At 27.7% G+C, this 21,118-nt stretch carries 23 protein-coding genes and 1 other annotated feature (1 of these 24 running past the window's edge); of the genes, 6 read left to right on the top strand and 17 right to left on the bottom strand.

Annotated features, from left to right (window positions below; genetic code table 11):
* Positions 1–124: 124 nt before the first annotated feature.
* A complete protein-coding gene (locus tag CDIF1296T_RS06900) occupies positions 125–862 on the top strand; it encodes an NAD-dependent protein deacylase (RefSeq protein ID WP_003428245.1) in 738 nt (245 codons plus the stop codon).
* A gap of 119 nt (positions 863–981) precedes the next feature.
* Positions 982–1,302: a MazG-like family protein gene (locus tag CDIF1296T_RS06895; protein ID WP_003428248.1), complete on the top strand. Its 321-nt coding sequence runs from the start codon at positions 982–984 to the stop codon at positions 1,300–1,302.
* A 174-nt stretch (positions 1,303–1,476) separates the two neighbouring features.
* Here CDIF1296T_RS06895 and CDIF1296T_RS06890 read toward each other — a convergent pair whose 3' ends face one another.
* On the bottom strand, positions 1,477–1,617 hold the full coding sequence (locus tag CDIF1296T_RS06890; protein WP_003419462.1) for a hypothetical protein: 141 nt from the start codon (positions 1,615–1,617) through the stop codon (positions 1,477–1,479).
* A 268-nt stretch (positions 1,618–1,885) separates the two neighbouring features.
* Between CDIF1296T_RS06890 and CDIF1296T_RS06885 the strand changes: the two genes are divergently transcribed.
* Positions 1,886–2,554 (top strand): TMEM164 family acyltransferase, encoded by a 669-nt coding sequence (locus CDIF1296T_RS06885; protein ID WP_009896207.1) that lies wholly within the window; start codon positions 1,886–1,888, stop codon positions 2,552–2,554.
* A 90-nt stretch (positions 2,555–2,644) separates the two neighbouring features.
* Here the strand turns inward: CDIF1296T_RS06885 and CDIF1296T_RS06880 are convergent, their stop codons facing one another.
* The 7 genes from CDIF1296T_RS06880 to CDIF1296T_RS06850 all read right to left on the bottom strand — a co-directional run bounded on the left by CDIF1296T_RS06880 (position 2,645) and on the right by CDIF1296T_RS06850 (position 7,859).
* Positions 2,645–4,096 (bottom strand): leucyl aminopeptidase, encoded by a 1,452-nt coding sequence (locus tag CDIF1296T_RS06880; RefSeq protein ID WP_003438290.1) that lies wholly within the window; start codon positions 4,094–4,096, stop codon positions 2,645–2,647.
* Between the two features lie 15 nt (positions 4,097–4,111).
* The gene (locus CDIF1296T_RS06875) at positions 4,112–4,552 is read right to left on the bottom strand and encodes a MarR family winged helix-turn-helix transcriptional regulator (RefSeq protein ID WP_003419459.1); all 441 of its coding nucleotides are present in this window, start codon (positions 4,550–4,552) and stop codon (positions 4,112–4,114) included.
* Positions 4,553–4,799: 247 nt separating this feature from the next.
* Positions 4,800–5,228 (bottom strand): GerW family sporulation protein, encoded by a 429-nt coding sequence (gene ytfJ / locus CDIF1296T_RS06870; RefSeq protein ID WP_003419458.1) that lies wholly within the window; start codon positions 5,226–5,228, stop codon positions 4,800–4,802.
* Positions 5,182–5,811: a DUF2953 domain-containing protein gene (locus tag CDIF1296T_RS06865; protein WP_003438288.1), complete on the bottom strand. Its 630-nt coding sequence runs from the start codon at positions 5,809–5,811 to the stop codon at positions 5,182–5,184. Before CDIF1296T_RS06865 ends, ytfJ begins: the two co-directional genes overlap by 47 nt.
* Positions 5,812–5,972: 161 nt before the next feature.
* Positions 5,973–6,512, bottom strand: a complete 540-nt coding sequence (gene scpB, locus CDIF1296T_RS06860; protein ID WP_009896203.1) for an SMC-Scp complex subunit ScpB — start codon at positions 6,510–6,512, stop codon at positions 5,973–5,975.
* Between the two features lies 1 nt (position 6,513).
* Positions 6,514–7,233 (bottom strand): segregation and condensation protein A, encoded by a 720-nt coding sequence (locus CDIF1296T_RS06855; RefSeq protein WP_003419448.1) that lies wholly within the window; start codon positions 7,231–7,233, stop codon positions 6,514–6,516.
* A 29-nt stretch (positions 7,234–7,262) separates the two neighbouring features.
* Complete coding sequence (locus tag CDIF1296T_RS06850) at positions 7,263–7,859, bottom strand: site-2 protease family protein (protein ID WP_009896200.1); 597 nt, start codon at positions 7,857–7,859, stop codon at positions 7,263–7,265.
* Between the two features lie 297 nt (positions 7,860–8,156).
* Between CDIF1296T_RS06850 and CDIF1296T_RS06845 the strand changes: the two genes are divergently transcribed.
* Both CDIF1296T_RS06845 and CDIF1296T_RS06840 read left to right on the top strand, forming a co-directional pair.
* Positions 8,157–8,993 (top strand): AraC family transcriptional regulator, encoded by an 837-nt coding sequence (locus tag CDIF1296T_RS06845; protein ID WP_003438284.1) that lies wholly within the window; start codon positions 8,157–8,159, stop codon positions 8,991–8,993.
* Between the two features lie 20 nt (positions 8,994–9,013).
* Positions 9,014–9,436, top strand: coding sequence for a DUF2000 domain-containing protein (locus tag CDIF1296T_RS06840; protein WP_009889078.1), 423 nt, complete (start codon positions 9,014–9,016; stop codon positions 9,434–9,436).
* 210 nt (positions 9,437–9,646) lie between these two features.
* Here CDIF1296T_RS06840 and CDIF1296T_RS06835 read toward each other — a convergent pair whose 3' ends face one another.
* The 3 genes from CDIF1296T_RS06835 to CDIF1296T_RS06825 form a co-directional block, all read right to left on the bottom strand.
* A complete protein-coding gene (locus tag CDIF1296T_RS06835) occupies positions 9,647–10,810 on the bottom strand; it encodes a D-alanyl-D-alanine carboxypeptidase family protein (RefSeq protein ID WP_009896196.1) in 1,164 nt (387 codons plus the stop codon).
* 53 nt (positions 10,811–10,863) lie between these two features.
* Positions 10,864–11,064, bottom strand: coding sequence for a CD1290 family small acid-soluble spore protein (locus tag CDIF1296T_RS06830; RefSeq protein ID WP_003428269.1), 201 nt, complete (start codon positions 11,062–11,064; stop codon positions 10,864–10,866).
* 205 nt (positions 11,065–11,269) lie between these two features.
* On the bottom strand, positions 11,270–12,946 hold the full coding sequence (locus tag CDIF1296T_RS06825; protein WP_107317892.1) for a ribonuclease J: 1,677 nt from the start codon (positions 12,944–12,946) through the stop codon (positions 11,270–11,272).
* A gap of 216 nt (positions 12,947–13,162) precedes the next feature.
* Between CDIF1296T_RS06825 and CDIF1296T_RS06820 the strand changes: the two genes are divergently transcribed.
* Positions 13,163–13,900, top strand: a complete 738-nt coding sequence (locus CDIF1296T_RS06820) for a metal-dependent hydrolase (RefSeq protein WP_003428273.1) — start codon at positions 13,163–13,165, stop codon at positions 13,898–13,900.
* A 116-nt stretch (positions 13,901–14,016) separates the two neighbouring features.
* Here CDIF1296T_RS06820 and CDIF1296T_RS06815 read toward each other — a convergent pair whose 3' ends face one another.
* The 6 genes from CDIF1296T_RS06815 to alaS all read right to left on the bottom strand — a co-directional run bounded on the left by CDIF1296T_RS06815 (position 14,017) and on the right by alaS (position 20,855).
* A complete protein-coding gene (locus CDIF1296T_RS06815; protein WP_003419428.1) occupies positions 14,017–14,475 on the bottom strand; it encodes a Fur family transcriptional regulator in 459 nt (152 codons plus the stop codon).
* Between the two features lie 281 nt (positions 14,476–14,756).
* Complete coding sequence (locus CDIF1296T_RS06810) at positions 14,757–15,044, bottom strand: DUF1292 domain-containing protein (protein ID WP_009889069.1); 288 nt, start codon at positions 15,042–15,044, stop codon at positions 14,757–14,759.
* Between the two features lie 77 nt (positions 15,045–15,121).
* A complete protein-coding gene (gene ruvX / locus CDIF1296T_RS06805) occupies positions 15,122–15,547 on the bottom strand; it encodes a Holliday junction resolvase RuvX (RefSeq protein ID WP_003428279.1) in 426 nt (141 codons plus the stop codon).
* Positions 15,548–15,752: 205 nt separating this feature from the next.
* Positions 15,753–17,924 (bottom strand): membrane protein, encoded by a 2,172-nt coding sequence (locus CDIF1296T_RS06800; RefSeq protein WP_003438279.1) that lies wholly within the window; start codon positions 17,922–17,924, stop codon positions 15,753–15,755.
* A 9-nt stretch (positions 17,925–17,933) separates the two neighbouring features.
* Positions 17,934–18,191: an IreB family regulatory phosphoprotein gene (locus CDIF1296T_RS06795; protein WP_003419418.1), complete on the bottom strand. Its 258-nt coding sequence runs from the start codon at positions 18,189–18,191 to the stop codon at positions 17,934–17,936.
* A 24-nt stretch (positions 18,192–18,215) separates the two neighbouring features.
* The gene (gene alaS, locus CDIF1296T_RS06790) at positions 18,216–20,855 is read right to left on the bottom strand and encodes an alanine--tRNA ligase (protein WP_009889064.1); all 2,640 of its coding nucleotides are present in this window, start codon (positions 20,853–20,855) and stop codon (positions 18,216–18,218) included.
* A gap of 67 nt (positions 20,856–20,922) precedes the next feature.
* Positions 20,923–21,118 (bottom strand) — a binding site (T-box leader) (it continues 43 nt past the right edge of the window).

Raw genomic sequence — 21,118 nt, 5'->3', positions numbered from 1 at the left:
CTGTATACATTTTATTTATATTCCCTTTATTTAACTTATTAAACTATATATTTATTTAAATTAATAAAACATAAACGACCTAATATGTAGTACAATTTATATATAATAATTTGGAGGTGTAACTATGGATGCAAATAGCTTAAAAGACTTAATAGCTAATCACAATAATATTGTATTTTTTGGTGGAGCAGGTGTTTCAACTGAATCTAATATTCCAGACTTTAGAAGTTCTACTGGATTATTTAGCCAAAAACTCAATAAACAATTTACTGCTGAACAATTAGTTTCACATACTTTTTTTGTTAGATATCCAGAAGAATTTTTTGAATTTTATAAGGATAAATTAATATATCCTAATGCAAAACCCAATAATGCTCATATAGCTTTAGCAAAACTCGAAGAAATGGGTAAGCTTAAAGCTGTCATAACTCAAAATATTGATGGACTTCATCAAATGGCTGGAAGTAAAAATGTGCTAGAACTTCATGGTTCTGTACATAGAAATTATTGTACTAAATGTGGTAAGTTTTTTGACTTAGAATCTATGTTAAATCTGGGAGGTAATATTCCTTACTGTGACAACTGTGGTTCTATAGTAAAACCAGATGTAGTACTTTATGAGGAAGCTCTTGACAGTGATGTCATTACTAAAACAATTTCTGCTATAAGTAATGCTGATTTATTGATTATAGGAGGTACATCATTAGCTGTGTACCCAGCAGCAAGTTTTATAGATTATTACAAAGGTGATTATATTGCTCTTATTAATAAAGCAAATACAGTCTATGATAAGTCAGCTTCTCTTGTAATAAATAAACCTATTGGAGAAGTTTTATATGAGGCTGTATTAAGACAAATATAGATTTATTTCACGATTTTTATTATATATGTAAGTTTTTATGTTGAATTTAAAGTTTTTTTTTAGTATTATTTTTGTTATGATGTTTTAGTATAAATACGAATAACTTGAAAGGAGCTTTTATGAAACTAAAAACTATATCTTTACCAGAGCTTAATAATTTAGACCCAACACTAGAATCTACATTTATCAAAATGGGTGAAGAACAAGGTGAATTAGCTGAATGTATAGGTAAATTCAGAAATCTAAGTGGAGAAAATAATGATTTAGATGAAGTTGATATTATAAAGAAAACTGCTAAGGAACTAATGGATGTAGCGCAGACATGTGTTACTATGATGTTTAAGCTAGAAGAACAATATGGTATTAATCTTGATGAAATACGTAAGGAGCATATAAAAAAGCTAGAAAAAAGAGGTTACATAAAAAATATGGATAAGTAAGATTTATTACTTATATATTATTAAAATAAATAATAAGGATGGTATCCCAAAATGATTTTTTACTTACATTTGAAATACCATCTTTTTATTTATATTATTTTTAATACTTCTATAAAAATTGAATTTCTTTAAATAAAGTTATTTTTTATCATCAAGTTTTCATTTTTTATCATTCTATTCATTTCTTCTTTCTTCATAAATTTTGCTGTATTCTTTCACAGCTTCATCCCATGCTTCTATATCAGTTATCCCCTTTTCAACAGCCAATAAATGAACCATCTCAGCCAATTTTGATGCTGACTCTATTATTCCCATTTGTTACACCCTCTCTATTGTCAAATACTTACAAAAACTGTTAATTAATTATAATATCTGTTATTATTATTTCCAAAAACTCTAATAAATAAAAATTTTTTTATTTTTTGACATAATTAGGATATATCTACAAAACAATAGGATATTTTACCTATTAAAATTCATATAAAAAATCTAACTATTATTATCTTTTTTATATATTAAATTGAGATATAATGAATATATTTATATAGATACATATTAAATTTATTATAGGAGAGAATGTTATATGTTTAAAATTTTTCTTTTTTCTAGTGAACAATTTGTAAGTCTCTTTATATTTGGATTATTTTTATACTATTGTCCAAAACTAACCAAAAATATTTTACCTTATAGCTATACAGTTGAGAAGATAATTTGTACATTACTTGTAATAATTATGGCTCTAGAGCAATTATTACTTATTTCTTCAGGTAATTATAGTACTCTAAACTCTTTACCAATTGGAATCAATTATATTTGTATATATCTGTGTATAGCCATACTAATTTTTAAGCAGTATCATCTTTTTAATATATTTTTTTCTTGGAGTTTAGTTTGTTCAGTTGGAGAACTCATTTTTTCTAAAAACTTGGGCTATGAATTTCCTAGCTTAATATATTTTATCTTTATCTTCTCTAAGTGCTTGATAATTTATGCAGATATATATATGGTTGATGTTAGAAAATTTAGAGTTAACAGATATGCACTTAGAGATAACTTAGCTATATGTTTTATTTATTTTTCATTCATATTTTTACTAAACACATTTACCAACTCTAGGTACTATTATGGTTTTTTAAGTCATAGCATAACTGCTATTTTTACGTTTATTTTTGTTACTAGTATTATGTACATACCTGCTCTTTTATTTAATAGAGATACTTTTATACTTGAAAAAAAGAAAAAGAGTAAATAATTTACTTAAATAAAAAATAAAGCCACATAGATAATCTTAAATTACAAAAATATCCACGTGGCTTTATAAATTATATTTTATAATTGTTTTTTAGATTTCTGCCAAATAGTACAATGTTCTAACAGGTTCTCCTGTAGCCCCCTTTGCTTTGTATCCAATTGATTTTGATGATGTACTTGTCCCCGCTATATCCATATGTATCCAAGGAGTATTCCCAACAAATTCACCAATAAAAGCTCCTGCTGTTATACATCCAGCATTTTTACCACCAGTGTTTTTAAGGTCTGCTTCTTCTCCTTTTATCATATCTTTAAATTCATCATAAATTGGCATCTTCCATACCCTTTCCCCTGATAAAGTGGCAGCTTTTTCTAATTCACAATAAAAATCATCATTATTTGTTACTATAGGAGTTGCAACATTACCTAACAATGTTAAAGCAGCACCAGTTAATGTAGCTACATCAACCACCTTTGTTACTTTTTCATTGTTTATAATGTAGTATATTGCATCAGCTAATGTAAGTCTACCTTCTGCATCCGTATTTAAAACTTCAATAGTTTTCTTTGCCATAGAACTAATTATATCTCCAGGTTTGTATGAACCTCCTGATAAAGCATTCTCACATGCAGCCACTACTGCTATAACATTTTTCTTTAATTTACTTTGAGATATAGCACACATAGCACCTATAACACTCGCAGCACCAGCCATATCTGTCTTCATATCTAGCATAGAAGCATTTGATTTTAAAGAATATCCACCAGTATCATAAGTCAATCCTTTACCTACTAGACCTAATATATCTGTACTTTCTTTATCTCCAAAGTATCTCATTACTATGAATCTTGGTTTATTAATTGAACCTCTTGAAACAGCGAAAAAAGCATCCATTCCCAATGCCTTTATTTTTTCTTCTTCATAAACATCAACATTAAACCCAAACTCTGCACCAAGTTTAACTGTTTCTACTGCTAATGTTTTTGGATATATTACGTTTGATGGTTCATTAACTAGATTTCTAGCTATTATAGTTGAATTAGCTAATATTTTAGCCTTTTCTATTTGACACTCAACTTCTTTTTCAGTAAATATAGTTATAGTATCAACTTCTTTTCTTTCAAAATCCTTACTTTTTGTCTTATACTTATCAAACTTATAATTTCCAAGTAATATCCCTTCTACAAAACAACCTATTTCATCACTATTTAAATTAAGATTCAGTACATTAACATCACTACTCTTATATGCTTCATTTTTCAATATATTTTTTAATTTTTTACACAAATTCCCACCTATGATTCTAATTTTTTCTCTATTCAATAACTCTCTCTTACCAAAACCAACAAAACAAACATTTACCAAATTGTTATTTTCAATTAATGTTACAGTATCTATACTATTTTCTTTAGAATTAAAATTTCTGCTTATCATATTTATTTTATCAAATGTCGTAAAAACATCTTCTCCCTCAAATAGAGCTACTACTGTTATAGCATTTTCTAAACTTTTTAATATCTCTTTAGAATACTTTATATTCATAATAAATTCTCCTTTTTAAAATAATTGTTCTATTATATTTTTAGACTCTTCCAAAGAAGTAAATAATTTATCTTTATTATCTATATCTAGGCAATCCATTTTATCACTTATTATAGATACAAACTTTAGTATTTCATTATCCAATATCTTTTCTCCATTTTTAGTTATTCCATAAAAAGTATTTCGTCTATCTCTACTATCTTCTTCCCTATATACATACTCTTGCTCAACCAATTTATTAAGTAGTATACACAGACTAGAAGTAGATACATGCAAATCTCTACTTAGATTTTTAAGCTCTATTTTATCATGTTTTCTTATTTTTACTAAGGCAAAGAACTGTCTTTCTGTAAGAACCTTATCTTTTTTATATCTTTCGTTATTAATAATCTTTATTAAATTATGAAAATTATTCATACTTTCTAACAACAAAATAGATAATTCTTTATCGCTCATAACATTCACCTCAAAACTAATGATTTATAACTCCCTCTTATATCTCAAATGCGTTTATATATCTATAATATAATACTTCTTTTCTTTTTATAATTATACTATATATCAACTTTATTATCTATTTAAATTGTTTTAAACTAAAATCTTATTAGATATAAATGTTTAAAGTACACAACAAAATAGTGGGATTTATATTAACCCCACTACTTTACTTAAAACTATATACATATTTAAAAATATTTTATTCTTACATATTGTTTTTATCTTGATTCTTATTACTTTGTGATATATTTTGAATTTTCTCCAATACTCTAGGAGTTATAGATAATATATTATCCACTAGATTGATATTACTATCTAAACTCATTATTCTAGTCTCTCCACTTTCAACTACTACAAATGCTACTGGTTGTACAGATATAGCCCCTGCGCTACCTCCAGCAAAATTCGTATCTGATTTTTCATTTTTTAATTCAATTTCCCTATCTTTATCATCATATCCTTTTGAGTATTCTCCTCCTCCTATACCAAAGCCAATTGTAACCTTTGATATAGGTACAACCACTGTAGTATCTGTTTTTATAGGGTCTCCTATAATAGTATTTGCATCTATAGAACCTTTAATTGTTTCAAGAGTTGTTTCCATAAGACTCTGTATCGAACCTGTTGCTCTCATTACTATCACCTTCCTTATTTCCTTTATTTTTATTCATAATTTTATTAATCATTATTATAATATTAAATAAAGCTTTTATTCTTGGCCTTATATGTATCCTTATATTTCCTAAAACATAATCTTTTGTAAAATCTGGATTTACATTTAAATACATTTTTTCTGCATCAATCATATTAAATAAATTTCCATACAAAGTATTTATCAATACATATACAGAAGATGTTAAGCCAATATTTCCAGTTCCAAAATTAATATTTGAATAAAGTTCATGTATTTTTATCTTTTTTAATAATCTATAAATGCTCAAAAGGTCATCAGCTAATAATATACTTGAATCTATATTATTCTTCATCCCCTCTTTTTTATCATTATTTTTACTATTTTCAGCTGGATAAAGTTGTCTATTTATATTTATTAAATTAAACATGTATTTTATATTAAGCTTTAAACAAATATCTTTGTTTTTTATATCAGCTATTATTAAGATGTTTATATGAGATATTAAAATCAACATAGTTACACTTATAATAAAAATTACAGCTATTATTAAATACTTAAAATTAAATAATTCATTAAGCTCCATGTTTATATTATCATCAAAAAATTACTATTTATACTTAATTATCCATATTTATTTTAAGAGAATTATAATTTTATATTTATACAAAAAAACACAACAACTTAGAGCATTTTAAATCTTTTAAAATTTAAAATTACATACTAAATTATTGTGATTTTATATTTTTATTCATTTGTTGCCACTTCTTGATAATTTTCTATAGGTGGCAATTCTTCAAGACTTTCTATATTCAACAACTTTAAAAATTCATCTGTTGTTTTATAAATTATTGGTTTCCCTATCTTATTCAATCTACCAGCTTCTCTTATAAGTTTATTTTCAAACAAAGTTTGTAATACCTTATCACATTTTACTCCTCTTATATCCTCTATTTCTACCTTTGTTATTGGTTGTTTGTAGGCAATTATAGTAAGAGTTTCTAATGTAGCTTGGCTCAAACTTTTCTTTTTCTTTGGTTCAATAATCTTCTTTATATATTCTGCATAGTCTTTATTTGTACACATTTGGTACTTATTCTCTAACTTGATTATTTGAATACCTCTATTTTGTTCTCTGTACTCCTCAATAAGTAAATTTAACATAATCTCTATTTCTTTTGATGAAAGTTCTTTATTTATTATATAGTTTAATTCTTTTATACTTATTGGTTCACCATATGCAAACATAACAGATTCTATAATATACTTTATATCTTCTCTTTTCATTTTAACACTCCGAACTTTTTCTTATTAGAATATCATCAAAAAATATATCTTGTACTACGACTATTTCTTTTTCTTTTATAAGCTCTAATATAGATAAAAAAGTAGCTATTATTTCATCATTTTCATATGATTTTATAATATTTGTAAAAGTAACTTCAATCTTATCTTTTATAATATCTCTTATATATAATATTTTTTCTTCTACAGATATTATTTTCTTCCTTACTATTTTATCTAGTTTCTCATCATTAGCATTTTCTATCTGTGATGTTTTAACTTTAAATATGTATGGAAGTATATTTTTTATTGCTTCAATTGATATATCTTCTAAATCCACATTGTCATCAATAATTATCTCTTCTTTATTTCTATAAAATCTCTCATTAACATAAGTTATATTTTCTTTTATATCTTGTGATGCTACCTTAAATTTTCTATATTCTTCTAACTTTTCCATAAGTTCTATTCTTGGGTCTTCTTCTTCATCTTTTTGCTTATAAAGCAGATATTTAGACTTTATCTCTAAAAGTTTTGATGCCATAGTTATAAATTCACTAGTTATCTCTAAATCCATTTTATCTAGCATTTTCAAATAATTTAGATACTGCTTAGTTATATCTATTATAGATATATCCTTTATATCTATTTTATGCTTTGTTATTAAATCATAAAGTAAATCTAATGGTCCCTCATAGACTTGTAATTGTATATTATACTTCATATCAATCCCTCTTTAATCTGTTTATTATATTAAACAAATAAATATACTATTTTTAGCAACACTGTATATATTGGTGATAGTATTATTTGATATATACCAGTAAATAAAGCAATTAATAAAATTATATAACTCATACTTTCAAATTTATACAAATATTCATTCCATTTATATGGTACAAATGTAGATATAACTCCCCATCCATCAAGTGGAGGTATCGGAAGTAAGTTAAAAGCTGCAAATCCCATACTATATAAAAGCACATATCCAGCTATTGTATTTATAGCGTACATATGCACATACTTATTGATAATTACACACAGTATAGCAGTCAAAACATTACAAAAAACGCCTGCAAGTGAAACTATCAGGTTTCCTATCTTATAGTTTTTAAAGTTATTTGGATTTACTGGTACTGGCTTTGCCCACCCTATCTTAAGGATAAACATAGCCAAAAGACCTATTGGGTCAACATGTCTTACAGGATTTAATGTCATTCTACCATAAGCTTTAGCTGTATCATCTCCCAACAAGTGAGCTGAATAAGCATGGCCAAACTCATGTATTGATATTGCCATAGCTATACCAACTAAACTTGCTACTATTTCTCCTATATTCATACTTAACATTAATGTACATCTCCTAAATTAAATTTTTAATATTATTATAACAATTAAATAGCTTATAATCAAAATTATTTTACATTATAATAATTTTAACTTCTAGGCATAAAATTAAAATTTGCTTTTTATTTTATAACTTTTATTATTATATCATATTCATTGTGAAAATATAATAATTACACCTACTGTAAGTATAATATTATATTGACATGAATTGACATTATTGTCTCTTAGTCAATATTATACAAGAAGTATAAAAAAATATGTGTTACACTTTGTATAACATGAAAGGAGGTTACCTAAGTGAGACAAGAAGAACGCACAGTATGCTTTGATAGGGAATTAAAAATTGAAGCATATAGATTTAAAGGCATAATGCAAAAATTCCCAAACCATTTTCATGAACATTATGTAATTGGTTTTATAGAAAAAGGTCAAAGATATTTATCTTGTAAAAATAAAGAGTATACCACAAGTACTGGAGATTTGCTACTTTTTAACCCTTTTGATAGTCATACTTGTGAACAAATAGATGATAAAGTACTTGATTACAGATGTATTAATATTAAGCCAGAAATAATGAAAAAAACCGTCTTTGAAATTACAGGTAAAAATTATTTACCAAAATTTAATCAACCTGTTATATTTCGCAGTGAGCTAGTACCTCTACTACAAGAATTACACTATATAATCATGGAAGAAGAATTGGATTTTAAAAAGGAAGAGCTTTTTTTCTTCCTAATTGAACAATTAATTGAAGAACATACAGAGCCAAATTTGCAATCTAACTTGGAAAATACAAATATAGAAATTCAAGCAGTATGTGATTATCTAGAAAATAATTATGCTGAACATATAGTACTTGACGAATTAAGCACTATAGCAGGTATGAATAAGTACTCTCTACTTCGTAATTTTACGAAATTAAAAGGTATTACACCATATAGATACCTAGAAAATATACGGGTAAACAAAGCTAAAAAGCTTTTAGAAAAAGGCGTAGAACCTATAGATGCTGCGATACAAACAGGATTTGTAGACCAAAGTCACTTTACAAACTTTTTTAAGAATTTTATTGGTCTTACACCAAAGCAGTATCAAAATATATTTATAAATGATGATTCAAACAACTTTAAATAAGGTAAAAAGGAGAAATAAAAATGGAAAATAAAAATTCAAAATGTGTCATGGTAATAGACGAAAATTTACCAATGGGAATTATATCCAATACAGCAGCTATAATGGGAATTACACTAGGAAAACATGCCCCAGAAACTGTTGGCCCAGATGTAATTGACAAAACAGGTAATAGCCACTTAGGAATTATTGACATTCCTGTACCTATTTTAAAAGGAAACAAAGAAATAATAAAAGATTTACGTAAAAAATTATATACTTTGGAATTTAACGATTTAACTGTTGTAGATTTTTCAGATGTAGCACAAAGTTGCAATCTTTATGAAGAATTTACACAAAAGATTGCTAGTGTTCCAGAAGATGAGTTACAGTATTTTGGGATAGCAATTTATGGGAATAAAAAGAAAGTGAATAAACTTACTGGTAGTATGCCTTTACTTAGATAATTGTTAAACAACCCTATATATGATATTAAATCAAATGATATTTTAAGATACATAAACTTTTCTATATTTCTATAAAAATCATAAGATTATAAAATACTTCTATATGGTAAATAAAAATACCCCTATGGCAAATAATTACATAAGGGTATTTTTTATGTGTATTATAATCATATCTTTGTGTATTATAATTATATTTCATCTGATAATTATTTATATCATATTATCAATTATTCTTTGAAGCATTTGTAGATAGCTTGCCTTATTTATATCCTTAGTATTTATCAATTCCACTTCGCCTATTACTTTTTTATCTTTACATATCTTTATTTTTCCTAAAACAGTTCCCTTTTTAATTGGCATCTTAGGATTTTTTACTATTTCAATTTTCTTCTCAAATTCTTTAGAACTTCCTTTTTTAATAAGAGTATTTAAATCTTCTTTAGCAACCAATTTAACTTTGTTTTCATCAGCCTTATCCAATGTAAGTGTTGCTATATTATCACCTTTACTACATAACTTAACACTTTCATAATTAGCAAATCCATAGTTTAAAAGGCTAGAGGCATCATTAAATCTTTCTGGAGAAGTCTCTGCTCCTAAAGTTGCAGCAACTAGATGAGTATTACCTCTCTTTGCAGATGCTGATAAACAGTATTTTGCTTCTTGAGTAAAACCAGTTTTAACACCAGTTGCTCCTTGATAATGCTTTATAAGTTTATTAGTATTTGCAAGACCTACTGTAACTTGTTTCTTCCCTACTACAACCTTATCCATCCATGTAGTTAAGTATTTACTTATCATTTCGTGTTTTAATAGTTCTCTAGACATTAAAGCTATATCATGAGCAGATGTATAGTGGTTTGCAACTGGAAGTCCATTTGTATTTGCAAAATGAGTATCATTCATATTTAACTCTTTTGCTTTAGCATTCATTCTATCAACAAATCCTTCAACACTTCCAGCTAAGTGTTCAGCCATAGCAACACAAGCATCATTTGCAGAAGCAACAGCTATACCTTTTAATAATGTATCAACCTTTTGAGTTTCTCCTGGCTCTAGGAATATTTGACTACCACCCATACTAGATGCAGTTTCACTTACTTGAACTTCATCATCAAGCTTAATCTTGCCTGAATCCAAAGCTTCTACTATAAGTAGCATAGTCATTACCTTAGTTACACTAGCAGGAGGAAGCTTTTTATGAGCATCCTTTTCATATAAAATTTGTCCACTACCAACATCCATCAAAATTGCTGATTTTGAAGATATATTTAGTTGGTTGGCATCAGCATTTTCCTTATTATTTGCAAAAGAAAAGCTTAAAGGAGTAAGCGCAATTAATATAGCCAAAGCAGTACTAGCTAATTTTTTCATCGATGTCACCTCTTAAAGTTTATTTAAACTTATTTTCTCACATTTAACTTTTTTTATTCTAAATGCCTAGATATACCTTGACCTAAATTTTTTTTCTTTTCAAGCTTTTTAAAGTAACCTTCTAAAACACCTTTATTAGACGCATTTTCTATTATTTCAAAAGCATCTTCATAATTCATTCCATACTCTCCTGCTATTTCCATTTTTGTTTGTTTTAAAGCTTTTATAGCATTTTGTCTTGAAACATCATCCATAAGAATCCTCCTATCAGTAAAATTTATATATAATTAGTTTTTACTAATAAAAGATTGTTATAATTGGTATTTTATGTAATATATTTTTTTTTAAAATGAGTATTAAAAAGACCTCTTGTAATTCTTAAGATAATATCAATTGGATTTTTGATATTACTTTAAAAATTACAAGAGGTCTAATTTTCAAATTTATAGTTTTTTTATATTATACTTCCATTATGATAGGAAGTATCATTGGATTTCGTTTAGTTTTTTGATATAAATATTCTTTTAGGTTTTCTTTAATATTATTCTTTAAATAAGCCCATTCTTTAATATTTTTCTCTTCACATTCATTTAGAACATTCTTAATTATATCCTTTGCTCCATCCATTAAATCTTCTGACTCTCTTACATATACGAATCCTCTGGAAATTATATCTGGACCTGCTAAGACCTTACCCTCATCCTTGGAAATAGTAACTACAACTATCATAAGACCATCTTCTGATAAATGCTTTCTATCCCTTAAAACTATATTACCTACATCGCCTACTCCTAGACCATCAACTAATATGTTTCCTGTTTGTATACGGTTTGCTACCTTAGCAGAATTTTTATCTAATTCTAAAACATCTCCTGTTTGCATGACAAAAATATTTTCTTTGTCCATACCAAGCTGTTCAGCTATTTCAGCATGTCTTTTTAACATTCTATATTCACCATGAGCTGGCATAAAAAACTTTGGTCTAACTAATGCATGTATAAGTTTTAATTCTTCTTGACAGGCATGTCCAGAAACGTGTATATCAGCTATATCACTGTATACTACTTCTGCTCCTTTTTCAAATAAGAAATTGATTACTCTTGATATTAATTTTTCATTTCCTGGTATTGGATGAGCAGATATTATAACTAAATCGCCACTCTTTATTTCTACTTTTTTGTGCTCTGAAAAAGCCATTCTAGCAAGAGCTGACATAGGTTCACCTTGTGAACCAGTTGTTATTATCACTAATTCACTATCTTCATACTTACATATATCATTTAAATCTATAAGCATGTCATCAGAAATATCTAGGTATCCTAATTCTTTTGCAACTCCAACTACATTGACCATTAAGCGACCTGATATAGCAACTTTTCTATTAAACTTTTCAGCAGTATTTATTATTTGTTGTAATCTGTGTATGTTGGATGCAAAGGTAGCAACTATAATTCTTCTGCCATTTCCTTTTGCAAATAATTCGTCAAGACCTACCCCAACAGTCTTTTCAGACATAGTAAATCCTGGTTTTTCTGCATTAGTACTATCTGCCAGCATTAAAAGAACTCCTTTTTTGCTCAACTCACAGATTCTATGCATATCCATAACATCTCCATCAATAGGAGTCAAGTCAATCTTAAAATCTCCTGTGTGGTATATTATACCTTGGTCTGTGTGTATTGCAATAGAGTAAGCATCTGGTATACTATGGTTATTTTTCAAAAACTCTACTTCCATATTATCAAGCTTTATAACTTGTCTAGGACCTATAACATTTAACTTAACATTATTCATTTTATGTTCTTTAAGTTTTACTTGTATAAGACCTATACTAAGTCTTGCCCCATATACAGGTACATTTATTTTCTTTAATATATATGGAAGAGCTCCTATATGGTCTTCATGTCCATGTGTAATAAATATACCCTTTATTTTATCCCTATTTTTTACTAAATAAGTTATATCTGGTATAACTATATCTACTCCTAACATTTCATCCTCTGGAAAACTAAGTCCAGCATCTATAACAATTATTTCATCTTTATACTCAACAACAGTCATATTTTTTCCAACTTCGTTAAGTCCACCCAAGGCCATTACCTTTATCTTGTTGGTGTTCTTTTTGAACAATTGCATCATCTCCTTCTGTCTATTTAATTTTTTAACACGTTCTACAATCATAAATAATATCAAATCACGCACTCGCTACCAGTTATTCTTATTGTACCATAATTCGTATCATATTTTAAGCTATATTTAAAATACATTTAACGTATTATTTTGACAAACCTATTTTATTTTGATATCCTCTAAATATTATATGATTTAATATCGGATAATTTAGGAGGATTTATGCGTGGTAAAACTCATTGTGCAATAGGAATCTTAACAGCTATCCAAACATCTTTAATATTTAAAATTCCTATATCTTTAGTTGATATTTTAGTTTCAGCTACTTTTGCTGTACTACCCGATTTGGATAAATCTAATTCTATGGTCTCAAATTTCATTCTAAAAAACAATGTATCCAAATACATATATAGAATTTTTATATATGCTGTTAATATTATTATTTTCTTTATTTCAATAAATATAAATGATAATTTTTATTTAAGCGCAATAATTACATTTGTTGCAATTATAATTATTGAAGCAAAACTAACCCACACATTTCTAAGAAAAGTTTTTCTATCATTAATATTTATACTATTAGCTATATGCTTATACATCATAGAAGTTGAAATATATTTTACAATTTTTTGTCTAATGTTGTCAATTTTTCCCTGGTTAAAGCACAGAAGTTTTTCTCATAGCATATTTGCAACTATAATAGTATATTTTTTACTAAAACAGATAGAATTAATCACTAATATTAATAATTTATCTTTTTATGGTACGATTGGTTATGCAAGTCATATGTTTTTAGGAGATTTATTTACAAAGCAAGGAATACCAATTTTTTATCCGCTAAGCGAAAAGAAAATTTCTTTAGGTTTTTTAACTGTTGGAGGACCATTTAGTAATTTCATAGAAAAATCATTCATTTTTGTACTTATAGGATTAATTATATTTTCAATATTAAAACTATAAGCATCTTGAAAACTGTATATTTGCATTTTATAGATGGTTTATAATAAAAAATGGAAGAATAGCATAGAATATAAAAGTTCTATACTATTCTTCCATCGACATTAAGCAATAGAAGTTTATTCTTCTGAATCGCTTACTCCATTACACTCGTCACATAGTCCATAAAATTTAACATCATGATCAAGTATTTTAAATTTGTACAATGATTGTATCTCTTTTTCTATATTGTCTAAAAGGTCTTCTTTAGCTTCCATTATCTTTCCACAATTTTTACAAATAAGATGATGATGATTATGACAGTCTTCTTTATGTAGACTAATCTCATATCTTATACATCCATCGTCTAAGTTTAGTTTTGATATTAATCCTATTTCATCCAATAGCTGCATTGTTCTATATACAGTAGCTAAGCCTATTTCAGGACAGTCAACTCTAACTAAATCATAGATTTCCTCACTACTTAGATGTGAATGGTCATGTTTAAGCAATATTTCAACTATTGCTCTTCTTTGTGGCGTAATCTTAAAACCAGTTTCTTTTAACTTGTCTTTTAATAAATCCATTGTATTTGCCATAACATCACCCTTACTATTTTCAATTGATAATCTTTATTAAATAATATTGTAATTGATAATTCATTTTTTGTCAAGACATTTAAATAAATTTAATTTATTCTCATAATATAAATATATACCCATAAAAGATATATTATTCACCAAAATTCATAAATTTTTTGGTATTTTTAATAAAAAACAAAAAAACAGATATATACTATAAATGCTTTTACAATTAATAAGGTTTAATTAAAGCAAATATAATAAATATCTGATTTTTATATACAAACTTAATTACTTATCTAGTTAAGTCCATTTGATTCATCTTCGTCGTAATTTAAACCTTCTTCTTCCATTATAGCAGTATACACAGCTACAACAGTTTCATACTCTTCATCACTTTCCAAAGGTATTAAGATTTCACCTTCTTCATCCTCATCAATTCTAAAGATTAAAGCTTCTTCTGCTTCTTCATCATCTAAAGGCATTAATATTGCATACTCTTTTCCTTCTGCTTCTAATGTTAATATTATTTCAAATTGGCTTTCAACGCCATTTTCGTCTATTAAATTTATTATATTTTCTTCCATAATGTCATTCACCTCAAATTTATTTTTATTTTTATTATTTATATTATATATCATAAGTATTCAATTTTATAGTTCTTTTATGAATTTATTTTAAAATCTAAATATCCTTGCAAAATTATTACTGCTGCCAACATATCTATAACCTTTTTTCTTTTTTGTCTACTAACATCTGCTTCTAATAAAGACCTCTCTGCCGCTACTGTAGAAAGCCTCTCATCCCAAAACTCTACATCAATACCTGTTTCTGCTTTTACCAATTCACAAAACTTGATTACTTTTTCTCCTTGTGGACCTAAAGTTCCATTCATATTTTTTGGTAATCCTGATACAATTTTATTTACTTGTTTTTCTTTTATTATTGCTTTTAGCTCTTCAATATCTTTTTTCTTGCCAACTCTTTTTATTGTTTTTACACCTTGTGCAGTTAATCCCATCAAATCACTCACAGCAACTCCAATAGTTTTATCACCAACATCAAGACCCATTATTCTTCCATCTAACATAGTTCCTCCTTTATCTATTTATATTCTATAGATTAAATACATATTCTGAACCTCTCATAACTAAGGTCACAGGCTTACTGCTTCATATAATTTTACATAATCAATCATAAAAATTGCAATATGATTTTTTATGTAAGCATCCAGTTTACATTAATAATCATATTGCATTTTTTATTTAAATCCTATATGAACAGTAAAAATTTTTTTAGTTATTTTTTTCAAATATTATCATATTTATACTTATTATTATTAGTGGTATAAGTATATATATAGATGCTGTAGATGCAGCAACTATTCCAGAATCATTAACTAAAAGAGTAATTATACAACCAACCATAGATGCAATAAACCCTTTAAACAAGATTGGAAAATTATTCATTATCTTTCTAAAGTGTCTAGATGGTTTAAATATAAGCACTGCAATTACTCCAATTCCTACAAGTAAAATATTTACCCATACACTTGTCTGTGCTAGTTGCATATTCATTTGAATTTTTCTTCCAAATGTTTGTAATATCTCTCCTGGTCCATTTAGGAAAATTCTCTGTACAAACATACCTAAATGAGATTCACTACCTGAAAGTATATCTAAAGCTGCAAATGCAAAAACGACAACTACAGCTGAAACAGCTAATAATACAGCTTTCTTAAAATCTATTTTAATGTCATATATAAGCATTATAAACAACAAATATGCTACACATTCTGATATAGCTCCACCAACATTTGCACCCATTGAAGGATATGCACTAGTTATAAGTATTATTAATGAAAAAATTACAACAAGTAATTTAGATACCTTCTTATAATGTAATAATACTGCTAAGCCAAATACTGCACTTGCTATAGTTACACCTTCATATTCATTTCCTACACCATAGTACCTAGCTCCTATGACAGCATCATAACTCATTATGTTATTTTGCATTAAGTATGTTCCAAATACAGAATCTATAACTATGACTAAAATAGTAAGTGTTGCAAAAAATCCCATGTGCTTTATATCATTGTCCTTAAATAATTTTCTACCTAACAAGTATAATATTAGCGTAGTTGCAAATATTCCCAAAGATATTGAAATTGGAGTTTTAAAATTCATCAAAGGAGCTAACATAAATGATAGTGGCATTATTATGCCTAATTTTATAAACTCCTTAAGTACTTTGAATACACGCTCTTTATGTGGCATATAATTTCTAAAGAAAATCGCAAACATGGCAATTACCCAAGAAGCAGATATTACGCCTACAAAGCCATTTATAATAGTTGACCTTATTGAAGATATAGACACTATCCTTTCATAAAGTGATTTTAGATAGCTAATATTGTCCTCTTTATTTACTAAAGTATAACTTCTACCTACCATCTCTTTATTTTCAAGACCAAATGTACCTAGTATATCTACTCCAACATCTAAATTGGCAACAATTCCAGCTTTTCTTGTTGTGGCAGATTCCAGTAGACCTTTCCCTTCTCCACTAAATTTTATTATTGGAGAAAGTCTTCTCTTATTCTTATAATCTAGGTCACTTGGAAATGCACTTGCTATATAAACAGTGTCATTTTCTCCAACCATAGAAAATACTTGTTCAAGATATTTATTTATATTTTTTACAATATTTTTCTTCATTGTATCATAAGTATTATCATTTAGATTTAATCTATACATATCTAATCTATATGTATCTCCAAGTTCTACAAATATAGCATCACTATTTTTATAGGATTTTTTAGTTTCATCTAGTAATTTATCATAATCTGTAGATATTCCAAATGGCATTTTAGAATCTTTCTTATTAATATTATCAATATTACCTGAATCAATCCTTCCATATTGGTCCATAGCTACTAAACATAAGTTTCTGTTTTTAACTAATTGATTATTTTCAATTATATCAGCATTTCCAATTACAGATGTCTTTAAACCATTTTCTGATAAAGTTTTTCCTAATGACCCTAAATTTGCTCCATATTCTCCATACTCAAGATTTTCATTTATAGATCTATTAATGCCTAAATCATTTATTTCTTTAGCTTTTTGACCTGTTGCGACTTCAAAAGCTTTAGCAGTATCTTGGTCTACTTTTTGAAAATTGATATAGTCTTCAGTAGTTACACTAGCTCTTGTTCCTGCACCCATACTTGCATAAGACCTTCTATCATCAGTACCTTGATCCCCTCTTATATTCATGAGAGCTACATAGCCTCTCTTTTCTATCTCATTTTTCAAGATTGGAATATTCATCATACTTCCAAGATTGGTCCTATTCATATCAATAAATATGACCTTGCCTTTTTCTTCAGCAAAACCATAGCTAGCAGTTGATACAAAAATCATAATGACTATTGCAAACAACGACATAATCTTTTTTCTCATTTATTTGACCTACTTTCTATTCAGATAGTGCGTGATTACTTCTTCAAGTATCTCATCTCTTTCAAATTTTTTAATTATAGCTCTTGCATTTTTATGACTAGTTATATAGCTAGAATCACCAGAAAGGAGATACCCTATAATTTGATTTATAGGGTTATATCCTTTTTCAACTAATGCTTTATATACAAAATCAATAGTATCTCCTACACTCATCCTATCTTCTGGTATTCCTTCAAATTTCATAGTGTAGTCTAAATCTTTTTCCAAACTAAAAACCTCCTTGAGTGAATGTTATTTAACTTGTGTCTTAATAACCTCACTTGCATAGCTTAAAGCTTGGTCAACCTTAGATACATCACTAGCTCCTGCTTGTGCCATATTAGGTCTTCCTCCACCTTTTCCTCCAGCTATTTTTGCAACTTCTCTAACAATATTACCTGAATGTATTCCCTTATCTAATACATCTTTAGTGGCAGTAACTACAAAGTTAACTTTATCATCTACTACATTTGCAAGTACTACTACACCAGAACCAAGCTTATCTCTTAGATTATCTGCTGTTTCTCTTAGTGTATCCATATCCATACCTTCAAATTTATTAGTTATCAAATTAACTCCATTTACTTCAACTTTAGAATCAAAAATAGAATCAACTGATTGTAAACTCATCTTAGCTTTCATATCATGCAATTCTTTAGATAAGTTTTTATTTTCTTCTAATAAAGAACTTATTCTTTGAATTAAATTATCTTCTTTAGATTTTAAGTTTACACAAACTTCAGAGATAATTCCATCTCTTTCTTTTAGGTATTCATAAACAGCTTTTCCTGTTATTGCTTCTATTCTTCTTACACCTGCTGCTACTCCACCTTCAGATAATATTTTGAACATTCCTACTTGAGAAGTATTTGTCAAGTGAGTTCCTCCACAAAGTTCTGTAGAATAATCTCCCATAGAAACTACTCTTACCTCATCACCATATTTTTCACCAAATAGTGCTGTAGCTCCTTTTTCTTTAGCTTCCTTTATATTCATAATATCACATTTTATGTCTAAAGATGATAAAATAACATTATTTACTTTTTCTTCTATTACTTTTAATTCTTCATTTGATATTGCTTCAAAGTGAGTAATATCAAATCTAAGTCTTTCTGGAGTTACTAAAGAACCAGCTTGATTAACATGTTCTCCTAATACTTCTCTTAATGCCTTATGAAGTAAATGTGTAGCACTGTGATTTCTTGCAGCTGACATTCTAGTTTCTCTATCTACGAGTGTCTTTACTTTGTCCCCATTACTTATTCTTCCTGATTTTATTATACCTATATGTTTTATACTATTATTAGCACCTTTTTTAGTATTTAATACTTCTAAAACTAAGTTTTCATTAGTTATCAATCCACAATCTCCAACTTGTCCTCCACCTTCAGGATAGAAAGTAGTGTTATCTAGTACTATAGATACCTTATCGCCTTCTTCTGCACTTTGAACTAGCTCATCATCTTTAACTATAGCTTCAATAGTTCCTTCACCATAAATTTCACTATACCCATTAAATGTACTGTCAACTGTAGATTCTAATTTTGATAGAGGGTCTTCCTTCCAACTTTCTCCATCCATATTTCCTCTAGCATTTCTAGCTCTTTCTTTTTGCTTTTCCATTTCTTCATTAAAAGCTTCTTCATCTACAGATAGATGTTCTTCTTCTAATATTTCTTTAGTTAAGTCTATAGGGAAGCCATAAGTATCATATAGTTTAAAAGCTTCTTGACCACTTAGGACAGTCTTTCCTTCATTTTTTAATACTTCTATATAAGAGTTCAATATTTCTGTTCCTTGGTCTATAGTTTCATTGAATTTTTCTTCTTCTATTCCAACTACTTTTTTAATATAACTTTCTTTTTCAACTAAAACTGGATATGCTTTATCATTTACTTTTATAACTTCATCTATTAGTTTCTGTAAAAATAATTCTTTTACTCCTAATAACTTACCATGACGAGCAGCACGTCTAAGAAGTCTTCTAAGAACATATCCTCTTCCTTCATTTGATGGAAGCACTCCATCACTAACTAAGAATGTTACAGCTCTTATATGGTCAGTTATTATTCTTATTGATATATCATTTTTTGGATTCTCTCCATATTTTACTCCTGTTAACTTCTCAACTGCTTCTAGTATAGATTTAATTGTATCAACTTCAAAGATAGTGTCTACGCCTTGCATAATACAACCCATTCTTTCAAGACCCATACCTGTATCTATATTCTTGTTTTCTAATAGACTATAATTTCCTTCTTCATCTCTATCAAATTGAGTAAATACATGGTTCCAAAATTCTAAATACCTATCACAATCACAGCCTGGTTTACAGTCTGGATTGTCACATCCATATTCTTCTCCTCTATCAAAATATATTTCTGAACAAGGACCACAAGGACCTGTACCTATTTCCCAGAAATTATCATCTTTTCCAAGTCTAACCATTCTTTCTTCTGGGAAATTCATTTCTTTTGCCCATATATCATAAGAATCATCATCTTCTTCATATACAGTCACCCATATCTTATCTTCTGGTATATTTAGCCATTCTGTAACAAATTCCCATCCCCATTTGATTGACTCTCTTTTAAAGTAATCTCCAAATGAGAAGTTACCCATCATTTCAAAGAATGTAGCATGTCTTGCAGTTATACCTACATTTTCTATATCTCCTGTTCTTATACATTTTTGAGATGTACACATTCTCACACTTGGAGGTACTTCTACACCTGAAAAGTAGTTTTTCAAAGGTGCCATACCTGAGTTTATAAGTAACAAACTCTTATCATTGTTTGGTACTAAAGAATAACTATTTGCTACATAATGACCTTTTGACTCAAAAAATTCTAAAAACTTACTTCTTATTTCATTTAATCCCATCTTTTCCATATCATGTTCCTCCTAATAAATTTTATTTTTTCGTTTAAATAAAAAACCTCGTCCCTATAAATAAATTTATAGGGGCGAGGACAATCGCGGTACCACCCTAATTATCATACAAAGTATGATATCTTCGGAAAACCTTAGCTATAACGTAACTACCGTCAATCTCTACTTAAATCTTCTTTATAAAATATAAATTGTTCAAGATTGCTACTAAAAGGCTGCTTCAAATATCATATTCTAAGGGCTTCCAGCATTTCCCTCTCTCT

The organism is Clostridioides difficile ATCC 9689 = DSM 1296 (genome assembly GCF_001077535.1).
In the GTDB taxonomy this organism is placed as follows: domain Bacteria; phylum Bacillota; class Clostridia; order Peptostreptococcales; family Peptostreptococcaceae; genus Clostridioides; species Clostridioides difficile.
The sequence above is the reverse complement of the archived record's forward strand: the minus strand, read 5'-3'. Positions and strand labels throughout refer to the sequence as shown.

Coding starts and splice junctions, on each gene's coding strand:
- ytfJ (WP_003419458.1), bottom strand. CDS start 5,228: ATGAGAGCAACAGGTTCGATACAGAGTCTTATGGAAACAACTCTTGAA.
- CDIF1296T_RS06825 (WP_107317892.1), bottom strand. CDS start 12,946: ATGCAATTGTTCAAAAAGAACACCAACAAGATAAAGGTAATGGCCTTG.
- CDIF1296T_RS06835 (WP_009896196.1), bottom strand. CDS start 10,810: ATGAAAAAATTAGCTAGTACTGCTTTGGCTATATTAATTGCGCTTACT.
- CDIF1296T_RS06830 (WP_003428269.1), bottom strand. CDS start 11,064: ATGGATGATGTTTCAAGACAAAATGCTATAAAAGCTTTAAAACAAACA.
- CDIF1296T_RS06900 (WP_003428245.1), top strand. CDS start 125: ATGGATGCAAATAGCTTAAAAGACTTAATAGCTAATCACAATAATATT.
- CDIF1296T_RS06885 (WP_009896207.1), top strand. CDS start 1,886: ATGTTTAAAATTTTTCTTTTTTCTAGTGAACAATTTGTAAGTCTCTTT.
- alaS (WP_009889064.1), bottom strand. CDS start 20,855: ATGGAAAAGATGGGATTAAATGAAATAAGAAGTAAGTTTTTAGAATTT.
- CDIF1296T_RS06840 (WP_009889078.1), top strand. CDS start 9,014: ATGGAAAATAAAAATTCAAAATGTGTCATGGTAATAGACGAAAATTTA.
- CDIF1296T_RS06810 (WP_009889069.1), bottom strand. CDS start 15,044: ATGGAAGAAAATATAATAAATTTAATAGACGAAAATGGCGTTGAAAGC.
- CDIF1296T_RS06890 (WP_003419462.1), bottom strand. CDS start 1,617: ATGGGAATAATAGAGTCAGCATCAAAATTGGCTGAGATGGTTCATTTA.
- CDIF1296T_RS06895 (WP_003428248.1), top strand. CDS start 982: ATGAAACTAAAAACTATATCTTTACCAGAGCTTAATAATTTAGACCCA.
- CDIF1296T_RS06855 (WP_003419448.1), bottom strand. CDS start 7,233: ATGAAGTATAATATACAATTACAAGTCTATGAGGGACCATTAGATTTA.
- CDIF1296T_RS06800 (WP_003438279.1), bottom strand. CDS start 17,924: ATGAGAAAAAAGATTATGTCGTTGTTTGCAATAGTCATTATGATTTTT.
- scpB (WP_009896203.1), bottom strand. CDS start 6,512: ATGAAAAGAGAAGATATAAAGTATATTATAGAATCTGTTATGTTTGCA.
- CDIF1296T_RS06875 (WP_003419459.1), bottom strand. CDS start 4,552: ATGAGCGATAAAGAATTATCTATTTTGTTGTTAGAAAGTATGAATAAT.
- CDIF1296T_RS06850 (WP_009896200.1), bottom strand. CDS start 7,859: ATGTTAAGTATGAATATAGGAGAAATAGTAGCAAGTTTAGTTGGTATA.
- CDIF1296T_RS06820 (WP_003428273.1), top strand. CDS start 13,163: ATGCGTGGTAAAACTCATTGTGCAATAGGAATCTTAACAGCTATCCAA.
- CDIF1296T_RS06880 (WP_003438290.1), bottom strand. CDS start 4,096: ATGAATATAAAGTATTCTAAAGAGATATTAAAAAGTTTAGAAAATGCT.
- ruvX (WP_003428279.1), bottom strand. CDS start 15,547: ATGTTAGATGGAAGAATAATGGGTCTTGATGTTGGTGATAAAACTATT.
- CDIF1296T_RS06865 (WP_003438288.1), bottom strand. CDS start 5,811: ATGGAGCTTAATGAATTATTTAATTTTAAGTATTTAATAATAGCTGTA.
- CDIF1296T_RS06815 (WP_003419428.1), bottom strand. CDS start 14,475: ATGGCAAATACAATGGATTTATTAAAAGACAAGTTAAAAGAAACTGGT.